The sequence below is a fragment of the Xanthobacter sp. SG618 genome (assembly GCF_012932745.1).
In the GTDB taxonomy this organism is placed as follows: Bacteria; Pseudomonadota; Alphaproteobacteria; order Rhizobiales; family Xanthobacteraceae; genus Xanthobacter; species Xanthobacter flavus.
Map to the genome: position 1 here is coordinate 91,829 of NZ_JABBHL010000002.1, position 19,898 is coordinate 111,726.

Below are 19,898 nucleotides of genomic sequence, written 5' to 3' on the forward strand. Positions count from 1 at the left end.
AGGTATGCGCATGTGTCGACTCAGACCATTGCTGATTGGCATAAGGTCGGAGGGCGCAAAACGTTGTCGGAGCGAGACCACCGCGCCCCCTTGTCATATATGCAGCTTATCGAAGTCGCGGTTGTGGCCGCCGCCCGAAAGGGTGGGGTGAAACTAAAGGATATCGCAGCGGCGCGCGCTTATGTCAGTAAGCAGCTGAAAAGCCAATTCCCCTTTGCTGAACATCGGTTCAAAATGAACGGCCGGCAACTGCTCTTGGATTATCAGGAGTTTGAGCCAAAGGCCGAGAAGGGGCGCGTCGTTTTAGTCAGCGAAGGCGGTCAAATCGCTTGGGAAGAAATCTTGGGGCGGCTTGAGCAATTTGAATATGACAATGGGCTCGCTCTCCGCTGGTACCTTGGGGGGCGCTCGTCTCCTATTGTGATAGATCCTCGCGTCTCGTTTGGGGCGCCATCCGTTGGTGGCATCCCGACTTGGGCGCTAAAGGGCAGGTGGATCGCAGGCGATACTCTTTCTGAGATCGCCGATGACTATGCTCTATCGAAGCCAATGGTCGAAAAGGCCCTTGAATTCGAGGGCGTTGACCTCAGGCAATCAAACACGTGGGTTCATTAACGCTCTACTTCGATCGGTGTTTTGGGCGCCGCTTCCCTGAGGAAGTCGAGCGAATGAAGCCTCCGTTTGCGGTGGAGTCTCACTTCAAGCAGAAGTTTGAACAGGACATGCCTGACGACCAATGGCTTGCCATTGTCGGCGCGCGGCGGTGGGTGGTGCTTAGCCATGACGCGAAATTTCACAAGGAGTCAGCGGAGCTTTGCGCGGTGGTGCAGCACAAGATAGGTTGCTTCTATCTGTGGGGCGCGCAGATGCCGACTTGGCACAAGATCGCTCATCTAACGGCGATCTATCCCAAGATCAGCAAGATCGCGAACAGCGAGAAGCGACCATATATATACCGAGCAAATCAACAGAATCGCTTGTTTCTTGTGAGGCATTGGGATGGACGGAAAGAACCCAAGCGACACGTCGGCGCAAGCGGAGCGGTTCCGGCAAGCGGCCCGTGAGCTTGAATGCGACGAATCGGAAGAGCGATTCGACGCAGCACTACGCAAGGTAGCATCGTCGCCACCTACGCCCAAGCCCACGCTTAAGGGCAAGCCGGAATCAAAGAAGCCCGCCAAGTAGGCGGGCTTTTTCATTGGAGGTGCGTCCTGTGAAATGGATATGCGACGGGAAGACGGATAATGGCCCCGCGTTGCGCCTATTCATTTCTGGCCTTAGCGAGAGCGTTCGGAGACGCGTCGATCACCAAACCGTGGAAACTGAGCTCCACGGGATTGCGGAGCACAAAGTCTCCAAGCCGCATCCCTCTGCCGGGCCACGGTTTGCCGTCAGGGTTAGGCGCGCTGATAACTAAGAGAACGCTTCCGCATCGCATGTGAACGTACGTCGTCTCAACGTCTTGGCTGACAATACAATCGCTCAGCGCGACTTTCCCGCACTTTGGGCAGGACGCGATAATGTCTTTGTCTGTGACGGGCTGATTACCTCCGGCCGCCTGATTGATCACGTCGCAGGCTAAAATCTTCGTCGCACCAGCCATCGCCCCCTCCTTGGTTGTGAGGCAAGCGTGACACTACCCGATTCGCCGTGGTTCGTCAGGTATATAATCGCCAATATATTCCTAAATCGTCTCCTTCGGATTGACGGAGGAGAGCGGCTGTGTCGCAGACAGATGCAGAATTGGATTCCCTCGACCGAATGCGCCGCCTCACGCGGCGGCTGAACCTCGATGTCGCGACGTGGCGCCTCAAGCTTGCATTGAAGGGCGGCTATGATCCCAGCCAGCCGCGTATCCCCAGTGGCGAGCCGGGTGGCGGGCGATGGGCCGGAGGCGCTGCGCCAGGAACCATACGGATAAAACCAGTAGGACAAAATATTTCAGTCTCTATGCGCCGAATTTCTCCAGCCTTGGAGGCAGAATGCAATTTTCGACTCAAACAAGACACGCTCTATTGCAACATGCTGAAGTCACGGCCCGGCCACGAGCAAGCATCGTTCCGATACGCCGCTTGCCTGCAGGGCCACCCAATTCCGCCACTCCCTTTCTAGGAATTTCAACTTATGTTGATACTTACGCACAATCTCTACCTACACAAAAAGAATGGGGATCGAAAAATAGAAATCAGGGTATTCAAACCTGAATTTCTGGGGCCGGCATGGGGATGCCGTTATGAAATCGACTGGCCGGAGGGAACACAGGTCATGATGCCCAATGGCATGGACGCTCTCCAAGCTCTCTCGTTAGCGCTCAAAATGATCGGAGCTGACATCTATACAAGCGCCTATCATCGGGAAGGATCGCTGCGCGCCTTCGAGACCGAGGAGGGCTATGGATTTCCGGTCCCAAACAATATTCGCGATCTTCTTGTCGGCATCGATAAAATGTCATTTTAGCATACCAGCTCATAGCGACGCCGATGATCGGGTCGGAAATCTATTCCTTTCCTGTCAGACGGAAGCCGCGCCGCGCTCCGCCAATCCCGAAGAGGGCACCGCGAGGACGGCCCGTTCCGAGCAATCTGCGTGATCATCGGCGTCGACAAGATGAGCTTCTGATTTCAGCCCTCCGCGGAGCCCCGCCATGGTGATCCTCACGCACACCCTTTTCATCAGGGGCGAGTCCGGCGACACGCCGGTGGAGATTCGCCTTTACCAGCCCGAACACCTCGTGGAGGACATTGGAGAGTCCTGGGGCTGCCGCTTCGAGATCGATTGGCCGGATGAGACCAAGAGCATGGTCATCCACGGGGTGGATGCCCTGCAGGCGCTCATTCTTTCCATGATGTGCGTCGGCGTGCACCTCTACGTGTCCGAGTATCACGACGACGGCGTGCTCTACGCGCCCGGTCGCGAAGGCGGCTATGGTTTCCCGGTCACTCCGAACCTCCGCGACCTTCTGGTGGGGCGCGACAAGGAGCTCTTTTGAGCCGGACGCCCCGGTCATCCCCACGCCCAGCTTGACGTTTGCGTCATCCTCGCCTTCCATCGGCCTCCAACGACAGGGAGGCCGCCTTGCCCGACATCTTCTTCGAAGATTTCATCATCGGTGAGGTGAAGACGTTCGGCTCGCACAAGGTCACGGAGGAGGAGATCCTCGCCTTCGCCCGCGAGTTCGATCCCCAGCCCATGCATCTCGACGCGGCGGCTGGCAAGGCGTCCCTGCTCGGCGGGCTCGCCGCCAGCGGCTGGCATTCCTGCGCCATCATGATGCGGCTTATCTGCGACGGCTTCCTGCTGCGCACCGCCGGCATGGGCTCGCCCGGCGTCACCGAGAACAAGTGGCTCGCCCCGGTCTTTCCCGACGACGTGCTCACGCTCCGCCGCACGGTGCTGGAGAGCCGCACCTCCAAGAGCAACCCGGACATGGGCCTCGTGACCTTCCGCTTCGAGCTTCTGAAAGCCGACAAGAGCGCCGCACTCGACCAGACCTGCGTGGTCATGGTCGGCCGTCGCAATCCGGGAGCGCGCCTCGCATGATGTATTTCGAGGAAGTCGAGGCGGGCGCCACCGCCGCGCTGGGCAACCACACCTTCACCGAGGCGGAGATGCTGGCTTTCGCCCGCCTCTACGATCCCCAGCCGTTCCATGTGGATCCGGAGGCCGCGCGGCGCAGCCCGTTCGGCGCGCTGGTGGCCTCCGGCTGGCACACGGCCGCCATGTGGATGAAGTGCTTCGTCGCCTCCAACATGGCGCTGCCCAAGGAGGCCTCCAAACCCGGCGAAGAAGGCGTGCCGGGCGGAGGCTCCTTCGGCCCGGCCTCGGGCTTCACCAAGCTGCGCTGGCTGAAGCCGGTCTATGCCGGCGACACCATATCGTTCGCCACCGAGGTGCGGGACAAGATCACCATCAAGTCCCGGCCCCAATGGGGCTTCCTGCGCACCTACAATTCAGGCACCAACCAGCACGGGGATCTCGTCATCGACTTCGAGAGCACCGTGCTGATGCGCCGCCGCCCCTGAGCGGGCCTAGCCCTCGAGTTCCTCTTTCAGGATTTCGAGGCGCAGCCATTCCTCTTCCGCGGCGTCGAGGGCCGCCTGCGTCTCGGCAAGCGCCGCCGAGGCCTTGTCGAAGCGCGCCGGATCGCGGGCATAGAGGGCGGGATCGGCGATCTCGGCAGCCAGCTTCTCCAGCTTGGCGCGCAGGTCGTCCATGGTCTTGGGCAGCGTCTTCAGGGCGTGCTGCTCATGGAAGGAGAGGCGGCGCTTCCCCCCGGCTGCGGCGCCGCCCGTGCCCTTGCCGGCGTCCGGCTTCTGCTCGCCACCCTTCGCCTTCGCGGCGGGGGTGCTCTTGTCCCGCGCCTCCACGCCACGGCCGCGCTGGGACAGCATGTCCGAATAGCCGCCCGCATATTCGCGAAACACACCATCCCCCTCCGCCATGATGACGCTGGAGACGGTGCGGTCGAGGAAGTCACGATCGTGGCTGACGAGGATGACGGTGCCGGGATAGTCCGCCACCATCTCCTGCAGAAGGTCGAGGGTTTCGAGGTCGAGGTCGTTGGTGGGCTCGTCCAGCACCAGCACATTGGAGGGCAAGGCCAGCGCCCGCGCCAGCATCAGCCGGCCGCGCTCGCCGCCGGAGAGCACCGAGAGCGGGGCGTTGGCCTGCTCGGGGGTGAAAAGGAAGTCCTTCAGATAGCCCATCACATGCTTGGGCGCGCCGCCCACCTGCACCTGGTCCGAGCCGCCGCCGGTCAGCGCATCGCGCAGGGTGGTGCCGGGGTCGAGGGCGGCGCGCTTCTGGTCGAGGCTGGCGACTTCGAGATTGGTGCCGAGCTTCACCGTGCCCGAATCGGGGGCAAGCTCGCCGGTGAGCAGCTTGATGAGGGTGGTCTTGCCGGCGCCGTTGGGGCCGATGATGCCGATGCGGTCGCCTCGCAGGATACGGGTGGAGAAGTCCTTCACCACCTCCCGCTCGCCGAAGGCCTTGGCGATGTGCTTCGCCTCAATGACGAGCTTGCCGGAGGCCTCCGCCTCGCTTACCGCCAGCTTGACGTTGCCCACCGCGCGGCGCTCGTCGCGGCGGTCCTTGCGCATGGAATGCAGCAGGCCCAGCCGGCGCACATTGCGCTTGCGGCGGGCGGTGACGCCGTAGCGCAGCCAGTCCAGCTCTGCGACGATCTTGCGGTCGAGCTTGTGGCGCTCCGTCTCTTCCTGCTCCAGTACCTCGTCGCGCCACGCCTCGAACGCGCCGAAGCCCTGCTCCAGCCGCCGGGTCTGGCCGCGATCAAGCCAGACGGTGGCGCGCGAGAGGGTTTCGAGGAAGCGCCGGTCATGGCTGATGAGCACCATGGCGGACTTCAGCCCCTTCAGCTCGCTTTCCAGCCATTCGATGGCCGGCAGATCGAGATGGTTGGTCGGCTCGTCCAGCAGGAGCACGTCCGGCTCCGGCGCGATCACGCGCGCCAGAGCGGCCCGGCGGGCCTCGCCGCCGGAGAGGTGAGCGGGGTCTTCCTGTCCGGTGAGGCCCAGCTCGGTGAGGAGATATTGGGCGCGATAGGCATCGTCGCCCGGTCCAAGCCCGGCTTCCACATAGGCCAGCGTCGTCGCATAGCCGGAAAAGTCCGGCTCCTGCTGGAGATAGCGCACGGTGGTGCCGGGCTGGAAAAAGCGCGTGCCGGAATCCGGCTCGACCAGCCCCGCCGCCACCTTCAGCAGCGTGGACTTGCCCGAGCCGTTGCGACCGACGAGGCACACCCGCTCGCCCGCCGACACGGAAAGCTCCGCGCCGTCGAGCAAAGGGGTGGCGCCGAAGCGCAGATGGATATCCTGAAGGAGAACGAGCGGAGGAGCCATGGGGCCGGATTAAAGCCCTCCGGTCCGGAACGCAAAGGCCGTTCGCGCGGAACGACACTTTGCGCCGCTCGTCTCACAGGACGCAAAGAGGTGCGCGTCGCCCTGCATCACGCAGGCGGCGAGCACATCTCTCAGGCCATCAATGTACGGTGGAAGTCGGATTCAGCTTCGACATCTGGTCCTTGAGAACCAGCTTCTTGCGCTTCAGCTCTGCGACACGAAGAGGATCCGAGGCGGGGCTGTTCATTTCGCGGTTGAGCTCCTGCTCGATGGCCGCGTGACGCCGCTTCAGTTCCTGAAGGTGCGACTGGATGGACATTCTTAGCCACTCCCTGTCTGCAACACGACATCAGTCTGTCACGGAGCCGACGAAGAGTCGACCGCCTTTCCGCCACCTCCGTCGACCTCCCATCTTGCGGCGCGGCATACCCGTGCCATAGTCATTCCAACTGGGGGCGAGCGGGCGGCGGACCTGCGCGCCGGTGACAGGACCGGGCATGACGAGCGACGAGGAACGGGATCTCAAGGTCCACCTGGAACGCCTGAAGCAGGAGCATCGGGATCTCGATGCGGCGATCGAGGCGCTCACCAGCGTGTCGGGAGCGGACATCCTGCAGATCCAGCGGCTCAAGAAGCGCAAGCTGCAGCTGAAGGACCGCATCGGCCAGATCGAGGACGAACTGTTCCCCGACATCATCGCCTGAGCGTGGGGCGGGCGCGAGGCCGGCCCTCCTGAGGAGGGGGCCAAGGCGCGGAGGCCGGGCGTGCCCGGCATCCGTCAGTCAGAACGAAGGATCAGAGCTGGGCGAGCAGCGCGGTGGCGCCAGAGGCGTCGGCCTTGGAGGGCACGTCCTCCACGTTGAGCGTCTTCACCACGCCGTCCTCGACCACCATCGAATAGCGCTTGGAGCGCACGCCGAGGCCGGCGGCCGAGCCATCGAAGGTGAGGTCGAGCGCGGCCGCGAAGGACGCGTCGGGGTCCGCCAGGAACACGATCTTGCCGTCGGAGCCGGAGGCCTTTTCCCAGGCGCCCATGACGAAGGGGTCGTTCACCGACACCACGGCGATGGCGTCCACGCCCTTGGCCTTGATGGCATCGGCCTCGTGCACATAGCCCGGCAGGTGGTTCTTGTGGCAGGTGGGGGTGAAGGCACCCGGCACCGCGAACAGCACCACCTTCTTGCCCTTGAAGATCTCGTCGGTGGTCTTCGGCACGGGGCCGTCCTCGGTGGGAACACGGAAGGTGGCGTTGGGCAGTTTGTCGCCGACCGAAATGGGCATCGTCTTCTCCACAGTCTTGGGCGTTCGCGCCCGCGCCGACAATACGGGCTTTTGACCGGGAGAAAAGCGCTGGCTGCGGGCCGGATCGGCCCAGCTCAGCGCGGCGGCAGCTTCGGAACAGGCACCGTTGTCACGATCGCCTTCGGGCCGTCCACGAGGGTCAGCGTGAGCGGCGTCCCGGAGGGATCGGTGCCGGCGGGAATGCCGTCGAGGGGCAGCTCGAACCGGGCGGCGCCGTCCGGCAGCATGGTCTTCTGCGGCAGCGGCAAGGCCCAGCGATCCGGCCCCTCGGCGAACAGATCGGCCTTGGGATTTTGTGCCTTCACCTCGATGACGAGACGCGGCGGCGTGGCGCTGGCGTCCAGTTCGACCTTCTGCACCGAGGTCGGCTCGGCAACCCCCAGCGGGCGTTCCACCGGCAGGGCCGCACGGGCCGCCGAAATGCGGGCACCCTCGGCGCCGGCGTCGCCGCCAAGCGCGATGGAGAGGTCGGCGCGGGCGGGCATGCACAGCGCCTCGCACACGGCGAAATCGAACGCGAGAGAAAGCCGGGCCGGCTTGTCCTTGTCCTTCAGCTCCACCTTCAGGGGGAACAGGACCGCGCCCTTGTAGCCGATGGAAAAGCCCCCGCCCCCATCGGCGAAGCGCTTGGGCGCCGGCCATTCCATCTCCACCCGGGCGACGTTCTCCGAACCGCTCCAGTCCAGCGTCGGCGGCACACCGCTGTCGCCGGGATAGCGCCAGTAGGTCTTCCAGCCGGGGGCGAGCTTCAGCTCGATGCCCGCATCCGCCGTCGTGCCGGAGACCGCGCCCGCCATCAGGACCACATCCGCGCCCGGCACCTTCACCGGAGGCGCGCTCGCAGCCCATGAGGCCGGCGAGAAAGCGGCAAGCATGGCGCCGGCGAGGAGTGCACGGGCCAACACGCCACGGGACGACAAAACGAAGGCGGGCCGGACCGCCGGCCGAGCGCCGAGGGCGCGCTGAGGGGTCGATGTCATGGGCCTATCGGGTACCCGCTCGCGGCTTCGGCGCAAAGCCCTTTGCCTCACCAATCGCGTGCACAAGCGTGTGACCCGCCGCGGGACTCGCGGCCTTTCGGCAGGGCCTCGGCGCTACCTGCAACGCAATCCGCATTTCCAAGACGGCCGAACGGCGGTACCCTTTCTCCATGACTGCGAGCCAGAACCAAACGATCGAAGGCGGGGGATCGGGTTTCCTCGATGGGCAGATGCTCATCGCCATGCCGACCATGCGCGACGAGCAGTTCGCCCGCACCCTCGTCTACATGTGCGCCCACTCTCCGGAAGGAGCCATGGGCATCGTGGTGAACCAGCCGGCAAGCCACATCGACTTCACCGACCTCCTCGTCCAGCTGGACGTGGTTCCCGCCTCCGAGCGCATCCTGCTGCCGAAGAGCGCGGGCACCGTCAAAGTGCTGCGCGGCGGGCCGGTGGAGACGGGACGCGGCTTCGTACTGCATTCGGCGGACTATTTCGTCGAGAACTCCACGCTAACCATCGACGACGGCATCTGCCTCACCGCGACGCTGGACATCCTCAAAGCCATAGCCGGCGGGCGCGGACCGCGCAGCGCGGTGCTGGCGCTGGGCTATGCCGGCTGGGCGCCGGGCCAGCTCGAGACGGAGATCCAGGCCAATGGCTGGTTGAATTGCCCGGCCGATCCGGACCTGATCTTCGGCGCCGGGGTGGAGACGAAATACGACAGCGCCCTGCGCAAGCTCGGCATCGTCCCGGGCATGCTCTCCAGCGACGCCGGGCACGCCTGAGCGTTGCTCCGCTCTGGCGCCGCGCGGGCTGGGACGTTGCTTCGCTCAGGCGCCGCGCGGGGTTGGGACGTTGCTTCGCTCAGGCGCCGCGCGGGGTTGGGACGTTGCTTCGCTCAGGCGCCGCGCGGGGTTGGGACGTTGCTCCGCTCAGGCGCCGCGCGGGCTTGAGCCGCGGGCCGGCTCCTCAGTAGCTGTCGCCCCAGCGGCGCGGGCGGTAGAAGGTGTGCACGCCGATCTTGTCCAGCTTGCGCATTTCCCGCACCCAGCTCGGATGCACCCAATAGGCGTGGTAGTGCGTGGCCCGTCCGATGGACGCGAGCCACAGCTTTCCGTCCAGCATATCGGCGGCGATTTCCTTGGCCTGCACCCACATGTCCGGCTCGCGCACCACGTCCGGCACGTCGTCGCAGGCAAAGGTGAACTGGCAGGCGAGGTGCCTGTGGGCGTTCTGATAGACCGCGCCGCACACGTCGTTAGGGTAATAGCCGGAGAACACCCGGTTCACGATGACCTGCGCCACCGCGATCTGGCCGCGCTTGGGCTCGCCGCGGCTCTCGAAATAGATGGCTTCCGCGAGGCACTTCTGCGCCCGCGCCAGCTTCTCGCCGCCGAGCTCCAGACGCTGGGCGGGCGAGGGCCAGATGCCGTCGCTGGGCGGCGTCTCCAGCTCCACCGTGCTGTCCAGTGACACGAGATTGGCTTCGCCCTCGGCGTGGGGGGCGGGATGCGGCACATAGCCGTGCTCGGCCAAAGCGGCATACTGGAAGGCCAGGGCCGGAAACAGCACCGGATCGCGGCTGAACACCGCCACCGGGTCCTGATGCGGCACCGGGCGCACAAGCGCGGTTCTGCCGCCGAACTCGTTCAGGGATTCGTCAGGCTGCGCCTCCCGCGCCAGCGTCTCGGCGGCCCGACGCGCCAGCTCCACTTCCGCAGGAACGTCCTCTGCTGCAGCAACCCGCGCAGCGTCCTGGATGAGGGGCAGCTCCAGAAGGATATCGAGCGCCAGCTCCACATAGGCACCGGACATGTCCCGGTGGGTCGGCGGCTCGACCTGCTCATGCTCCGAGAGCACCAGCGGGGGCGGGAAGGCAAAGGCGTCGTCATCGGCCGTGCTGGCAGCGCTCGCATCGGATGATGGCGCTGCGGATGAGGCAAGCGCGGGGGCAACGAGGTCCGACGGCTCGGCGATGCCGATCTCCCCGCGCGCGACATCCAGCACCGGCTGGCCGGCCACTGCGGCGGCAGCCGCGGCCCGGGTGCCCTCATCGGAGACGGGAGCGAGGGAGGCGGTGACGATGGTGCCGGGTGCGACAACACGGCGCGCCGGCTTCGCAGCGTCGGCCATCGCCTCCTTCGGAACCTCCGGCAGGCCGGTACCGACCGGCTGCGGCAGATCGAGCGTGGCGAGCTTCAGCGCCCGCGCGGAGCCCGACCAGAGGCCGAGCCCTGAACCGGCCGTCAGGCCTTTCGGCGCCCGGCCCGATACGTCGTCAGCCCCCGCCCCGCAAGGCGTTGCGACGATGAAGGCGGTGGCGACGAGAAGCGGCGACAAAGCCCGACCGGCCCTCGGCCATCGATCCCGACAAATTCCCATACGCCAGCCCTTGCCGAGACTTCATGTCCCCAATAGGGCGCCGGACCGTTGCCGGCCGGCGACACGCAAGAGCATTGTCCGATCAGTCTTGCCTGGAGGTTAATTTCAGCGCAAGCTCCGCTTCGCGGGCAAACGGCCCCTGCCCCCGCAGCTGGAATTTGCGTGCCCGCGCAAGGCCATGGGTGCCGAAGCGGACGCGCACCGCCTCCTCCACCCACTTGTCTTCCTGCGCAGAACGCTGCGTCGCGCGGCGGCTTTCCGTGTCGAGAAAGGCGCCATGCGCCGCGACCGCCGCTTCGAAGGCGTCGAGCCCCTCCCCGGTCGCCGCCGACAGGCGGATGACCGGCACGGTCCAGCCAACCGAAGCGGAGCCGGCGAGCGACAACGCCCCGGCCACCTCGGAGGCGGCGCGTCGGGCGACTTCGGCCATATCCGCCTTGGTGACGACGATGATGTCGGGCAGTTCCATCACGCCCGCCTTCATGAACTGAAGGCTGTCCCCCGAGGCCGGCTGGATGCACAGCACCACCGTGTCGGCGACGAGGGAGATATCGGCCTCCGACTGGCCGACGCCCACGGTCTCGACGATCACCAGATCATAGACCGCGCGCAGCAGCACCACGGCGGCGACCGAATCATCCGAAAGCCCGCCGAGCCGGTCGCGAGCCGCCATGGAGCGCACGAACACGCCGCGGTCGTCGGGATCGGTCTTCATGCGGGCCCGGTCGCCGAGCAGCGCGCCGCCGGTGCGACGCGACGACGGGTCCACCGCCAGCACGGCCACGGTGCGCCCGGCCGCGCGGGCGCGGCGGACCAATGCGTTGGTCAGGGTCGATTTGCCCACCCCGGGCGGGCCGGTGAGGCCCAGCACCTCGGCCTTGCCGGCGCGGGCCGCGGCATCGAGCAGCGCCACGAGGTCAGGCTTGCCTCGGGCCGTCTCCACCAGCGCCAGCGCGCGGGCGACGGCGCGTTTGCCCCCGGCGGCCAGGGTGGCGAGATCGGGCACAGGGGAGGTGCGCGGGCGGTCTGGGGCGTCGGCGGAAGCGGGCTCGGGCGGCATTGCGCCAATCTAGCTGCCGCAGTGAGGGAGGCAACTCACCGCGTTTGCGCGCCAACGGAAAAAGGCGCCGGCAAAAGCCGGCGCCTCTCCCACTGATCGGATCCGTGCGGGGGAACGGAACCGATCAACAGTCCTGAAAATCGAGGGTCAGCCGCAGTAGCCGCGCGACACCTTGACCACGTTGCCGTTGGTCTGGCGCAGGTAGCAGCGGCCGTTATTGCCCCAGAAGTAATAGGCGCGGCGCTGATCCTGCTGGTTGCCGATGATGGCGCCGGTGGTGCCGCCGATGATGGCGCCGGCCGCGACGCCACCCGCATTGCCCGTCACCGCGCCGCCGATCAGCGCGCCGGCCGTACCGCCGATGAGCGCACCGCCCACCGTGTTGTTCTGGGCGCTGGCAGTGACGGCCGAACCGGCGAGGACGGCGGCGGCCAGGGTGAAGGCGGTGAAAGCGCCGATGGCGGCATTACGGGTCGACATCTTGATCCTTTCCGCATCCGCCGGGCATCAAACCCGCGGCGTGCTGCGATGGCACCTGATCTAGCAAAGGCCACATGAACGCCAGATGAGCGGGCTGTTCGGGCATCGTGCAGCTTCGTTCATGGTTCTGAACCGGGCAAGCTGCGCCGTAAAGACCCACTTCCGTTGCGGGTCCCTACGCCGACAAGGGAACACCTCTTGCATCAGCAAGGCGCTCCGGTGCAGGCTCGCGCCCCCGGGACAAACCGGCTCACAGCTTCGTGTTCAGGACAGGTCAATGAGTGAACGCAACCCCTTCGGCGGGACCATCAGCCACCTCTCCCCGTCGGAGGTCCGTCAGGGACTCGCCGATGGCAGCATCCTTCTCGTGGACGTGCGGGAGCCGAACGAGATTCAGGCCGAGCGCATTCCCGGCGCGGTCAATTTCCCGCTGAGCACGTGGAATCCCGACGCCCTTCCGGATCCGGCCGGCAAGCGCCTCGTCTTCTCCTGCCGCTCGGGCCAGCGCTCGCAGCAGGCCGCCGCGGCGGCGCAGAAGGCGGGCCTTGCCTATGAGGAGCACATGAAGGGCGGCATCATCGGCTGGCGCGAGGCCGGCTTCGACGTCGAGCGCGGCTGAGGCACGGGCGCCCTAGGGGTGCTCCGGCCAGACCGGAGCACCTTTCGTTCGGCGTGGCGCATGGCGCCTATTCTCGCCGATCCCCCTCCGGTCGCGCCGGAGGGGCCGATGGTCATAACGGCAGCGCGGCCGCTCAGGCGGTCGCGGCGTCGAGTTCGGCGATGATGGCCTTGCCCATCGCCTCGGTGCCGATGGTCTCCATGCCCGGCGCGGCGATGTCGCCGGTCCGCTTGCCGGAGGCGAGCACGCCCGCAATGGCCTGCTCGATGCGATCCGCCACCGCGCCCTCGTTGAACGAATAGCGCAGCGCCATGGCCAGCGAGCCGATCATGGCGATGGGGTTGGCGATGCCCTTGCCGGCGATGTCGGGGGCGGAGCCGTGAACCGGCTCGTAGAGCGCCGCGCGCTTGCCGGTCGCCGCATCCACCGCGCCCAGCGAGGCGGAGGGCAGCATGCCGAGCGAGCCGGTCGCCATGGCCGCGAGATCGGAGAGGATGTCGCCGAACAGGTTGTCGGTGACGATCACGTCATACTGCTTGGGCCAGCGCACCAGCTGCATGGCCAGCGAATCCGCCAGTGCATGCTCCAGCTCCACGTCCTTGTAGGCACGGGCGTGGAGGTCGGTCACCACCTGCTTCCAGAGCACGCCGGAGCGCATCACGTTGTGCTTCTCGGCGGAGGTCACCTTGTTGCGGCGCGTGCGGGCCAGCTCGAACGCCACGGCGGCGATGCGCTCGATCTCGTAGGTGTCATAGACCTGCGTGTCGATGGCGCGCTTCTGGCCGTTGCCGAGGTCGGTGATGGTCTTGGGCTCGCCGAAATAGACGCCGCCGGTCAGCTCGCGCACGATGAGGAGGTCGAGGCCTTCCACCACCTCGCGCTTGAGCGAAGAGGCATCCGCCAGCGCCGGGTAGCAGATGGCGGGGCGCAGATTGGCGAACAGCTGGAGATCCTTGCGCAGGCGCAGGAGGCCCGCCTCGGGGCGCGCCTCATAGGGCACGTCGGCCCACTTGGGGCCGCCCACCGCGCCGAGCAGGATGGCGTCGGCGCCCTTGGCGCGCACCATGGCCGCCTCGGAGATGGCCACGCCATGGGCATCGTAGGCGCAGCCGCCGACCAGATCCTCCTCGATGGCGAAGGAGGCGAGGCCCGCCTGCTCCAGCCACTGAGCCACCCGTTTCACCTCGGCCATGACTTCCGGGCCGATGCCGTCGCCGGCGAGAAGGAGGAGCTTGTGGGTGGCCATGGGTAGTTTCCTCGGGTCTTGATTTACGCTGCGGCATCGCGCCGTTTTTCAGGCCGCCCTGAGGGCGGCGGCTCGGCGCGGAGTGCTAGGGCCTCGCCGGGCCGATGGCAAGGAGGAACACGCCTGCCCGCGGTATTCAGACCCCTTTCACGAAGGCCGCGAAGGCCTCCGCATAGTCCTTGTGCCAGCGCGACAGCGGCGGGCGGTTCTCGATGATGTCGCCGGCCGCCCAGGCGATGCGCTTCTCGTCCAGCGCGCGGGGCACGTCATTGTCCGGGCAGAGAATGTAGAAATCCCCGGCCTCCAGCTTCTCCAGCAGGAAGTCCACGGTCTGCGCAGCGGTCCAGGCGCCTGCCGGCTTCTCGGTCCGCCCGCCTGCCGCCAGCGGAGTGAAGACGAAGCCGGGAATGAACAGCCGCGCCGAGACCTGGCAGTCCGGCGTGCTGCGCAATTCGTGTTCCAGCGCCTCGGTGAATGCCTTCACCCCGGCCTTGGACACGTTGTAGGCCGGATCGCCCGGCGGGGTGGTGATGCCCTGCTTCGAGCCGGTGTTGACGATCAGGCCCGGCCGCCCCCGCGCGATCATCTTCGGCCCGAATGCCCGGCTGCCGTGGATGATGCCCATGAGGTTGACCCCCAGCACCTTTTCCCAGTTGGCGAAGGGCCCGAAAATGGCGCTGCCGGGCTGCACGCCGGCATTGTTCATGAGGATGTCGGTGCCGCCGAAGCGCCCGGCGACAATATCCTCCAGCCGCTCCAGATCCTCGGGCCTGCTCACATCCGTGGCGACGGCGAGAACGTCGCCGGCCCCGCCCGTCGCCACGGCGACCACCTGCGCCGCGGCGACATCGAGCTTTTCGCCGGGCAGGTCGGCGATGGCCACCTTCAGCCCGCGCGCGGCGAGCTTTTCCGCTGCGGCAAGGCCGATGCCGGACGCGCCGCCGGTGATGACGGCGACAGCCCCGGAAGACAGCGCGGGATGGGTCATGGCGGGTCTCCGTTCAGGTTCGCGCGTTCAACGCCGGGTGGCGACGAAGGCTCCGCCGACAATGAGCGCGCAGGCCACCGCCAGCGAGAGGGACGGCGCCGAAAAGCCGGTCGCAACGAGCAGCAGCGTGGAGAGCACCGGCGCCGCATAGGAAGCGACGCCCAGAAGGCGCACGTCGCCCCGCTTCATGCCGATGTCCCAGGTGTAGAAGGCGAGCCCCACCGGACCGATGCCGAGCAGCGCCACCGCAGTCCACTCCCCCGCCGAGGCGGGCCACACCGTGTCCTCCCACGCGATGTGACAGAGGGCGGCCAGCACCGCCGTGGCGAGGCAGAAGCCGGCCACCGCCTGCGTCGGCACATCGGCGAAATGGCGCGAGGCGACCGAATAGGACGACCAGATGAAGGCGCAGGCGAAGGCCGCGAGATAGCCCGGCAGGAAGCGCATCTCGATGCCGGAGAAGCCGCCTTTGCCCGCCAGCAGCACCACGGTGCCGGTAAAGCCCATGAGCGCGCCGATCACATGCACCCGCCGCAGCCCGCCACCGGGCAGGAAGGCGGAGAGCAGCACGATCAGCAGCGGCCAGAGATAGGCGATCAGCCCCGCCTCGGCCGCCGGCGCCAGCTTCAGGGCGGTGAAATAGAGGAAGTGGTAGCCGAACAACCCGCCAACGCCGTGGAGATAGGCCAGCGGCCGCTGCCTGAGCACGCCGAGCCCCGGCCCGGCCAGCGCCGCGCCCAGCCCCACCGCCCCGCCGATGCCGAAGGTGAGCGCCGTGAGGAGGAAGGGCGGCACCTTTCCCGTCGCAGCCGTGAAGAAGGCGAGCGTCGCCCACAGCAGGATGGCGAGGAAGCCGATGCGGGTCGCCGTTACGGAAGACATGCCGGAAGACATGGGGCAGTCAGGGGCCGAGGAGGTCGATCAGCGCGGGAATCAGCGGTTCGTCGGCGGGCGGCATGGGAATGTCGCGCAGGCGCCCGGGCCGCAGCCATTGCAGGGCCTGATGCTCCTTCTTCTGGATCACGCCCTCCCAGCGGCGGCAGATCCAGAGCGGCATCAGGAGGTGGAAGGTCTCGTAGGGATAGCTGGCGAAGGTGAGGGGCGCGAGGCACGCCTCCTTCACCGTGATCCCCAGCTCTTCCTGCAATTCACGGATGAGCGTTTCCTCCGGCCGCTCGCCAGGCTCGACCTTGCCGCCGGGAAACTCCCAGAGGCCCGCCAGCGCCTTGCCCTCCGGCCGCTGCGCCACCAGCACGCGGCCGTCGCCGTCAATGAGAGCGCAAGCGGCGACAAGGGTGATCTTCACGAGCGATAATCCCCGTTGATCGCCACGTATTCCTTGGTGAGGTCGCAGGTAAGCACCCGGTCGGTGCCGCGCCCCAGGCCGAGGTCGACGGTGAGGTCGATCACGTCGTTCTTCATGTAGTCGGAGACGGCGGTCTCGTCATAATCGGGATCGCGGGCGCCCTCATGGGCGACGCGGATGTCGCCGAAGGAGATGGAGAGCAGGTCGCGGTCGGCGGGTTCGCCGGCCTTGCCCACCGCCATCACCACGCGGCCCCAGTTGGCATCCTCGCCGGCCACTGCCGTCTTCACCAGCGGCGAATTGGCGATGGACATGGCGATGCGCCGCGCCGACTTGTTGGAGACGGCCCCCGTCACGGTGATGCGCACCAGCTTGCGGGCGCCCTCGCCGTCGCGGGCCACCTGCTCGGCGAGGTCGGCGAGCAGCTCGATGAGCGCGCGCTTGAAGGCCTTCAGCGCGGGATCGTCGATGTTCTTCACCGTCTTGGCGCCACGCTCCTTGGCGGTGCCGGTGGCGAACAGGAGGAGCGTGTCGGAGGTGGAGGTGTCGCCGTCGATGGTGACGGCGTTGAAGGTGGTCTTCACGCCCTTGGAGAGCAGCTTCTGCAGCACGTCGGCGGCAATCGGCGCGTCGGTGAAGACGAAGGAGAGCATGGTCGCCATGTCGGGGGCGATCATGCCCGCGCCCTTGGCGATGCCGTTGATGGTCACCGGCACGTCGCCCAGCAGCACGGTGGCAGTGGCGAGCTTGGGGAAGGTGTCGGTGGTCATGATGGCGCGCGCGGCATCGAGCCACGGCCAATCGACCAATTGACCCGCGGCCTCCGTCAGCGCCGCCTCGAACTTGTTGGCGTCCAGCGGCTCGCCGATGACGCCGGTGGAGGCGAGGAACACCTCCGTGGGCTTGCAGCCGAACGCCTGGGCGGCGAGGTCGGCGGTCAGGCTGGTCGCCTCGCGGCCCTTCAGGCCGGTGAAGGCGTTGGCATTGCCGGAATTCACCACCAGCGCCCGCGCCTTGCCCTTCTTCAGCAGCTCCCGGCACCATTCCACCGGGGCGGAGGGGCAGAGCGAGCGGGTGGTGACGCCCGCCACCGTCGTGCCCGGCTCGAACGCCATGGCCAGAACGTCGGTGCGGCCCTTGTATCGGATGCCCGCAGCCACCGTGGTGAAGGTGACGCCCGGCACAGGCTTGAGCTCGGGCACGGACTTCGGCGCGAGGGGAGACACGGTGGTCGACATGGGCAGTCCCCGTTGATGGCGCGCAACCTGTGCCGCAGCTTCAGCCGATAGGCAAGGGCGCTGGCGACCGCATCCGCAGCGGTGCCGGCAAAGAAGCCGGCACCGGCCGAGCCCTTCGCCGCCTCAGATCTGCGCGCCGAGAGCTGCAAGCGCCGCCTTGGCCACGTCCACGTCCTCGCTTCCCTTGCCGGACCCGACACCGATCCCGCCGACGCACACGCCATCGATGATGATGGGGAAGCCGCCTTCCAGATTGGTGAGCCGGCCACCCGCGGCGATGGCCAGCTTCAGCTCCAGCGCCGGATCGAGCCGGCTCGTGGGCTGGCGGTGGGAGGCGGCGCTGATGGCCTTGGAGAGGGAGGTCTCCCGCGACAGCAGCTTCGCCCCGTCCATGCGCACGAAGGCGAGGAGGTTGCCCCCGTCATCCACGATGGAGATGTTCTGCGGCACGCCCATCTCCTCCGCCCGCGCCACGGCGGCGGCGAGCGCGACCAGGGCGCCGGCATGGGTGAGCTTCGCGGCGGGACGGGTCAGCGGCTTCTGCTCGGTCATCATGGCTCCTTTCAGGGGGTGATCCAGTCGGCGGCGGGACGGCGCAGCAGTTCGGCGAGGCGGGCCAGCATGGCGTCGCATTGGGCCAGCTCATCCCGCCCCACCCATTCGTCGGCCTTGTGGGCGCGGGCGATGTCGCCGGGACCGCACACCAGAGTGGGAATACCGGCTTCGGAATAAAGCCCCGCCTCGGTGCCGAAGGCGATGGTGCCGGGCGGCCCGTTGTCGCCGCACAGGCGCGCCACCGCGGCGGCCTCGGCACTGCCGGCCGCCGTGGCGAGGGCAGGATAGGAGGAGAGCTCCTCCACCACCAGATCCGCCTCCTCCGCCTCGGCCTTGAGGGCGGCGCGCGCCTCCGCCACCAGCGCCTCGATGCGGCGCAGAATGGTGGGGGTGTCGGCGCCCGGAATGCTGCGCAGCTCGAATTCCATCACCGCTTTGTCCGGCACCACGTTCAACGCCCCGCCGCCATGCAGCGAGCCGATATGCAGCGTCGCATAGGGCGGATCGAAGGCCTCGTCCCGCGCCCCGTCGCGCAGATCGTCGGCAAGGTCAGCGAGGCGGGCGGCGAGACGGGCGAGTGCGGTCACCGCATTCGCCGCGCGGTGCGGCAGGGCGGAATGCCCCGTGCGGCCGGTGGCGGTGACGCGCCAGCCGGTCTTGCCCTTGTGGGCGCGCTTCACCTTCATGCCCGTCGGCTCGCCGACGATGCACAGGAGCGGCGGCGTCGGAAGGGCGGCCAGCAGCGCCACGAGATCGCCCACGCCCTTGCAGCCGATCTCCTCGTCATAGGACAGCGCCACATGCACCGGCGTCTCCAGCGCAGCGGCGGCGAAGGCGGGCAGCGCGGCAAGCACGCAGGCGACGAAGCCCTTCATGTCCGAGGTGCCGCGCCCGTAGAGGCGATCTCCCCGCGCGGTCAGGATGAAGGGATCGCTGGTCCAGGGCTGGCCCTCCACGGCCACCACGTCCGTATGGGCGGAGAGCACGACGCCCGGCCGCTCTTCGGGGCCGATGGAGAGGAGCAGAGCGGTGCGGTCCCCGGCCGCATTGAGCAGATGGCGCACGCGGGCGAACGGCACGGCGATCTCGGCGATGCGCGCGACGATCTCGCCATTCTCCGTATCCGTCACCGAAGGAACGGAGATGATTTTTTCAAGTATTTCTTCCGTAGATACTTGCATCTTCAGGCCGTCATATCTAGAAAATCACCGAAAAGGAGACGGGAATGACCTATTCCATCGCCGCCCGCTGCCCCGATACGGGCGCCTTCGGCATCGCCATCACCTCGTCCAGCATCTGCGTTGCCAGCCGCTGCGCGTGGGTGAGCCCGCTCGGCCTCGTGACGACGCAGAACGTCACCGACCCGGCCCTCGGCCCGGCCGGCCTTGCTTTGCTGCGGCAGGGGCTCGGCGCCGGGGGCGTGCTGTCCACGCTGCTGGCAGGCACGCCGGAGCCCGCCTTCCGGCAGGCAAGCGTCATCGACCGTTACGGGCAGGTGGCATGGCATTCGGGGGCCGAGGCCCTGCCCATCGCGGCGGCGGCCGAAGGGCCCGGCTGCATCGCGCTTGGAAACCTGCTGGTAAACGACGGCGTCCCCAAGGCCATGCGCGATGCCTTTCTCACCGGCGAGGGCCTGCCCCTGGCCGAGCGCCTCATGCGCGGGCTGGAGGCCGGATTGGCCGCGGGCGGTGAAACAGGGGACGAGCATGCGGCGGGCCTCCATGTGGCGCGCACCTACGACTGGCCCGTGGTGGACCTGCGCGTCGACTGGCACGAGGACCCCATCGGCGCGCTGCGCAGCCTGTGGGATCGCTATGCCGTGGAGCAGCCGGCCTTCGAGAGCCGCGCACGCAACCCTTCCTCCGCCCCGGCCTTCTGAGG

24 protein-coding genes are annotated in these 19,898 nt (G+C 67.1%); 10 read left to right on the forward strand and 14 right to left on the reverse strand.

Going from position 1 to position 19,898, the window contains the following annotated elements:
- The first annotated feature begins 12 nt into the window (after window positions 1–12).
- The 6 genes from FHT36_RS24820 (at window position 13) to FHT36_RS05900 (ending at window position 4,022) form a co-directional block, all read left to right on the forward strand.
- Window positions 13–615 (forward strand): DUF433 domain-containing protein, encoded by a 603-nt coding sequence (locus tag FHT36_RS24820; RefSeq protein ID WP_169121596.1) that lies wholly within the window; start codon window positions 13–15, stop codon window positions 613–615.
- On the forward strand, window positions 603–1,064 hold the full coding sequence (locus FHT36_RS05880) for a hypothetical protein (RefSeq protein WP_169121597.1): 462 nt from the start codon (window positions 603–605) through the stop codon (window positions 1,062–1,064). The genes FHT36_RS24820 and FHT36_RS05880 overlap by 13 nt, the downstream gene beginning before the upstream one ends.
- Before the next feature lie 1,060 nt (window positions 1,065–2,124).
- Window positions 2,125–2,457, forward strand: a complete 333-nt coding sequence (locus tag FHT36_RS05885; RefSeq protein ID WP_169121598.1) for a DUF6968 family protein — start codon at window positions 2,125–2,127, stop codon at window positions 2,455–2,457.
- Between the two features lie 187 nt (window positions 2,458–2,644).
- Window positions 2,645–2,989 carry a DUF6968 family protein gene (locus tag FHT36_RS05890; protein ID WP_169121599.1) on the forward strand — a complete coding sequence of 115 codons (345 nt, stop codon included), beginning with the start codon at window positions 2,645–2,647 and terminating at the stop codon, window positions 2,987–2,989.
- An 86-nt stretch (window positions 2,990–3,075) separates the two neighbouring features.
- Window positions 3,076–3,540 carry a MaoC family dehydratase gene (locus FHT36_RS05895; RefSeq protein ID WP_169121600.1) on the forward strand — a complete coding sequence of 155 codons (465 nt, stop codon included), beginning with the start codon at window positions 3,076–3,078 and terminating at the stop codon, window positions 3,538–3,540.
- Window positions 3,537–4,022 (forward strand): MaoC family dehydratase, encoded by a 486-nt coding sequence (locus FHT36_RS05900; RefSeq protein WP_169121601.1) that lies wholly within the window; start codon window positions 3,537–3,539, stop codon window positions 4,020–4,022. Before FHT36_RS05895 ends, FHT36_RS05900 begins: the two co-directional genes overlap by 4 nt.
- Before the next feature lie 6 nt (window positions 4,023–4,028).
- Here FHT36_RS05900 and FHT36_RS05905 read toward each other — a convergent pair whose 3' ends face one another.
- Complete coding sequence (locus tag FHT36_RS05905; protein WP_169121602.1) at window positions 4,029–5,858, reverse strand: ABC-F family ATP-binding cassette domain-containing protein; 1,830 nt, start codon at window positions 5,856–5,858, stop codon at window positions 4,029–4,031.
- 139 nt (window positions 5,859–5,997) lie between these two features.
- A complete protein-coding gene (locus FHT36_RS05910) occupies window positions 5,998–6,177 on the reverse strand; it encodes a YdcH family protein (RefSeq protein ID WP_024277333.1) in 180 nt (59 codons plus the stop codon).
- Window positions 6,178–6,355: 178 nt separating this feature from the next.
- Here FHT36_RS05910 and FHT36_RS05915 point away from each other — a divergent pair, with 178 nt between their 5' ends.
- The gene (locus tag FHT36_RS05915; protein WP_169121603.1) at window positions 6,356–6,562 is read left to right on the forward strand and encodes a YdcH family protein; all 207 of its coding nucleotides are present in this window, start codon (window positions 6,356–6,358) and stop codon (window positions 6,560–6,562) included.
- A 91-nt stretch (window positions 6,563–6,653) separates the two neighbouring features.
- Here FHT36_RS05915 and FHT36_RS05920 read toward each other — a convergent pair whose 3' ends face one another.
- Window positions 6,654–7,139, reverse strand: coding sequence for a peroxiredoxin (locus FHT36_RS05920; protein WP_024277331.1), 486 nt, complete (start codon window positions 7,137–7,139; stop codon window positions 6,654–6,656).
- A 95-nt stretch (window positions 7,140–7,234) separates the two neighbouring features.
- The gene (locus FHT36_RS05925; protein WP_169121604.1) at window positions 7,235–8,140 is read right to left on the reverse strand and encodes a protein-disulfide reductase DsbD domain-containing protein; all 906 of its coding nucleotides are present in this window, start codon (window positions 8,138–8,140) and stop codon (window positions 7,235–7,237) included.
- 170 nt (window positions 8,141–8,310) lie between these two features.
- Between FHT36_RS05925 and FHT36_RS05930 the strand changes: the two genes are divergently transcribed.
- Entirely contained in the window at window positions 8,311–8,928 is a 618-nt protein-coding gene (locus FHT36_RS05930; protein ID WP_169121605.1) for a YqgE/AlgH family protein, read from the forward strand.
- A gap of 184 nt (window positions 8,929–9,112) precedes the next feature.
- Here the strand turns inward: FHT36_RS05930 and FHT36_RS05935 are convergent, their stop codons facing one another.
- The 3 genes from FHT36_RS05935 to FHT36_RS05945 form a co-directional block, all read right to left on the reverse strand.
- Entirely contained in the window at window positions 9,113–10,483 is a 1,371-nt protein-coding gene (locus FHT36_RS05935) for a cell wall hydrolase (protein ID WP_246702065.1), read from the reverse strand.
- 124 nt (window positions 10,484–10,607) lie between these two features.
- Window positions 10,608–11,585, reverse strand: a complete 978-nt coding sequence (meaB, locus tag FHT36_RS05940) for a methylmalonyl Co-A mutase-associated GTPase MeaB (RefSeq protein WP_169121606.1) — start codon at window positions 11,583–11,585, stop codon at window positions 10,608–10,610.
- Between the two features lie 147 nt (window positions 11,586–11,732).
- Window positions 11,733–12,065 (reverse strand): glycine zipper domain-containing protein, encoded by a 333-nt coding sequence (locus tag FHT36_RS05945; protein WP_169121607.1) that lies wholly within the window; start codon window positions 12,063–12,065, stop codon window positions 11,733–11,735.
- A gap of 277 nt (window positions 12,066–12,342) precedes the next feature.
- Here FHT36_RS05945 and FHT36_RS05950 point away from each other — a divergent pair, with 277 nt between their 5' ends.
- The gene (locus FHT36_RS05950) at window positions 12,343–12,684 is read left to right on the forward strand and encodes a rhodanese-like domain-containing protein (protein WP_169121608.1); all 342 of its coding nucleotides are present in this window, start codon (window positions 12,343–12,345) and stop codon (window positions 12,682–12,684) included.
- A gap of 133 nt (window positions 12,685–12,817) precedes the next feature.
- Here FHT36_RS05950 and leuB read toward each other — a convergent pair whose 3' ends face one another.
- The 7 genes from leuB to argE all read right to left on the reverse strand — a co-directional run bounded on the left by leuB (window position 12,818) and on the right by argE (window position 19,198).
- Window positions 12,818–13,930, reverse strand: coding sequence for a 3-isopropylmalate dehydrogenase (gene leuB, locus FHT36_RS05955; protein ID WP_169121609.1), 1,113 nt, complete (start codon window positions 13,928–13,930; stop codon window positions 12,818–12,820).
- Between the two features lie 136 nt (window positions 13,931–14,066).
- Complete coding sequence (locus tag FHT36_RS05960) at window positions 14,067–14,918, reverse strand: SDR family NAD(P)-dependent oxidoreductase (RefSeq protein ID WP_169121610.1); 852 nt, start codon at window positions 14,916–14,918, stop codon at window positions 14,067–14,069.
- Window positions 14,919–14,945: 27 nt separating this feature from the next.
- Window positions 14,946–15,800 (reverse strand): DMT family transporter, encoded by an 855-nt coding sequence (locus FHT36_RS05965; protein ID WP_169121611.1) that lies wholly within the window; start codon window positions 15,798–15,800, stop codon window positions 14,946–14,948.
- Between the two features lie 19 nt (window positions 15,801–15,819).
- Window positions 15,820–16,224, reverse strand: a complete 405-nt coding sequence (locus FHT36_RS05970) for a (deoxy)nucleoside triphosphate pyrophosphohydrolase (RefSeq protein ID WP_168462312.1) — start codon at window positions 16,222–16,224, stop codon at window positions 15,820–15,822.
- On the reverse strand, window positions 16,221–17,462 hold the full coding sequence (gene argJ / locus FHT36_RS05975) for a bifunctional glutamate N-acetyltransferase/amino-acid acetyltransferase ArgJ (RefSeq protein ID WP_169121612.1): 1,242 nt from the start codon (window positions 17,460–17,462) through the stop codon (window positions 16,221–16,223). Before argJ ends, FHT36_RS05970 begins: the two co-directional genes overlap by 4 nt.
- A gap of 123 nt (window positions 17,463–17,585) precedes the next feature.
- Complete coding sequence (locus tag FHT36_RS05980) at window positions 17,586–18,014, reverse strand: GlcG/HbpS family heme-binding protein (RefSeq protein ID WP_407077060.1); 429 nt, start codon at window positions 18,012–18,014, stop codon at window positions 17,586–17,588.
- An 11-nt stretch (window positions 18,015–18,025) separates the two neighbouring features.
- A complete protein-coding gene (argE, locus tag FHT36_RS05985) occupies window positions 18,026–19,198 on the reverse strand; it encodes an acetylornithine deacetylase (RefSeq protein WP_169121614.1) in 1,173 nt (390 codons plus the stop codon).
- Window positions 19,199–19,242: 44 nt separating this feature from the next.
- Here argE and FHT36_RS05990 point away from each other — a divergent pair, with 44 nt between their 5' ends.
- On the forward strand, window positions 19,243–19,896 hold the full coding sequence (locus FHT36_RS05990) for a DUF1028 domain-containing protein (RefSeq protein WP_169121615.1): 654 nt from the start codon (window positions 19,243–19,245) through the stop codon (window positions 19,894–19,896).
- Window positions 19,897–19,898 lie beyond the last annotated feature (2 nt).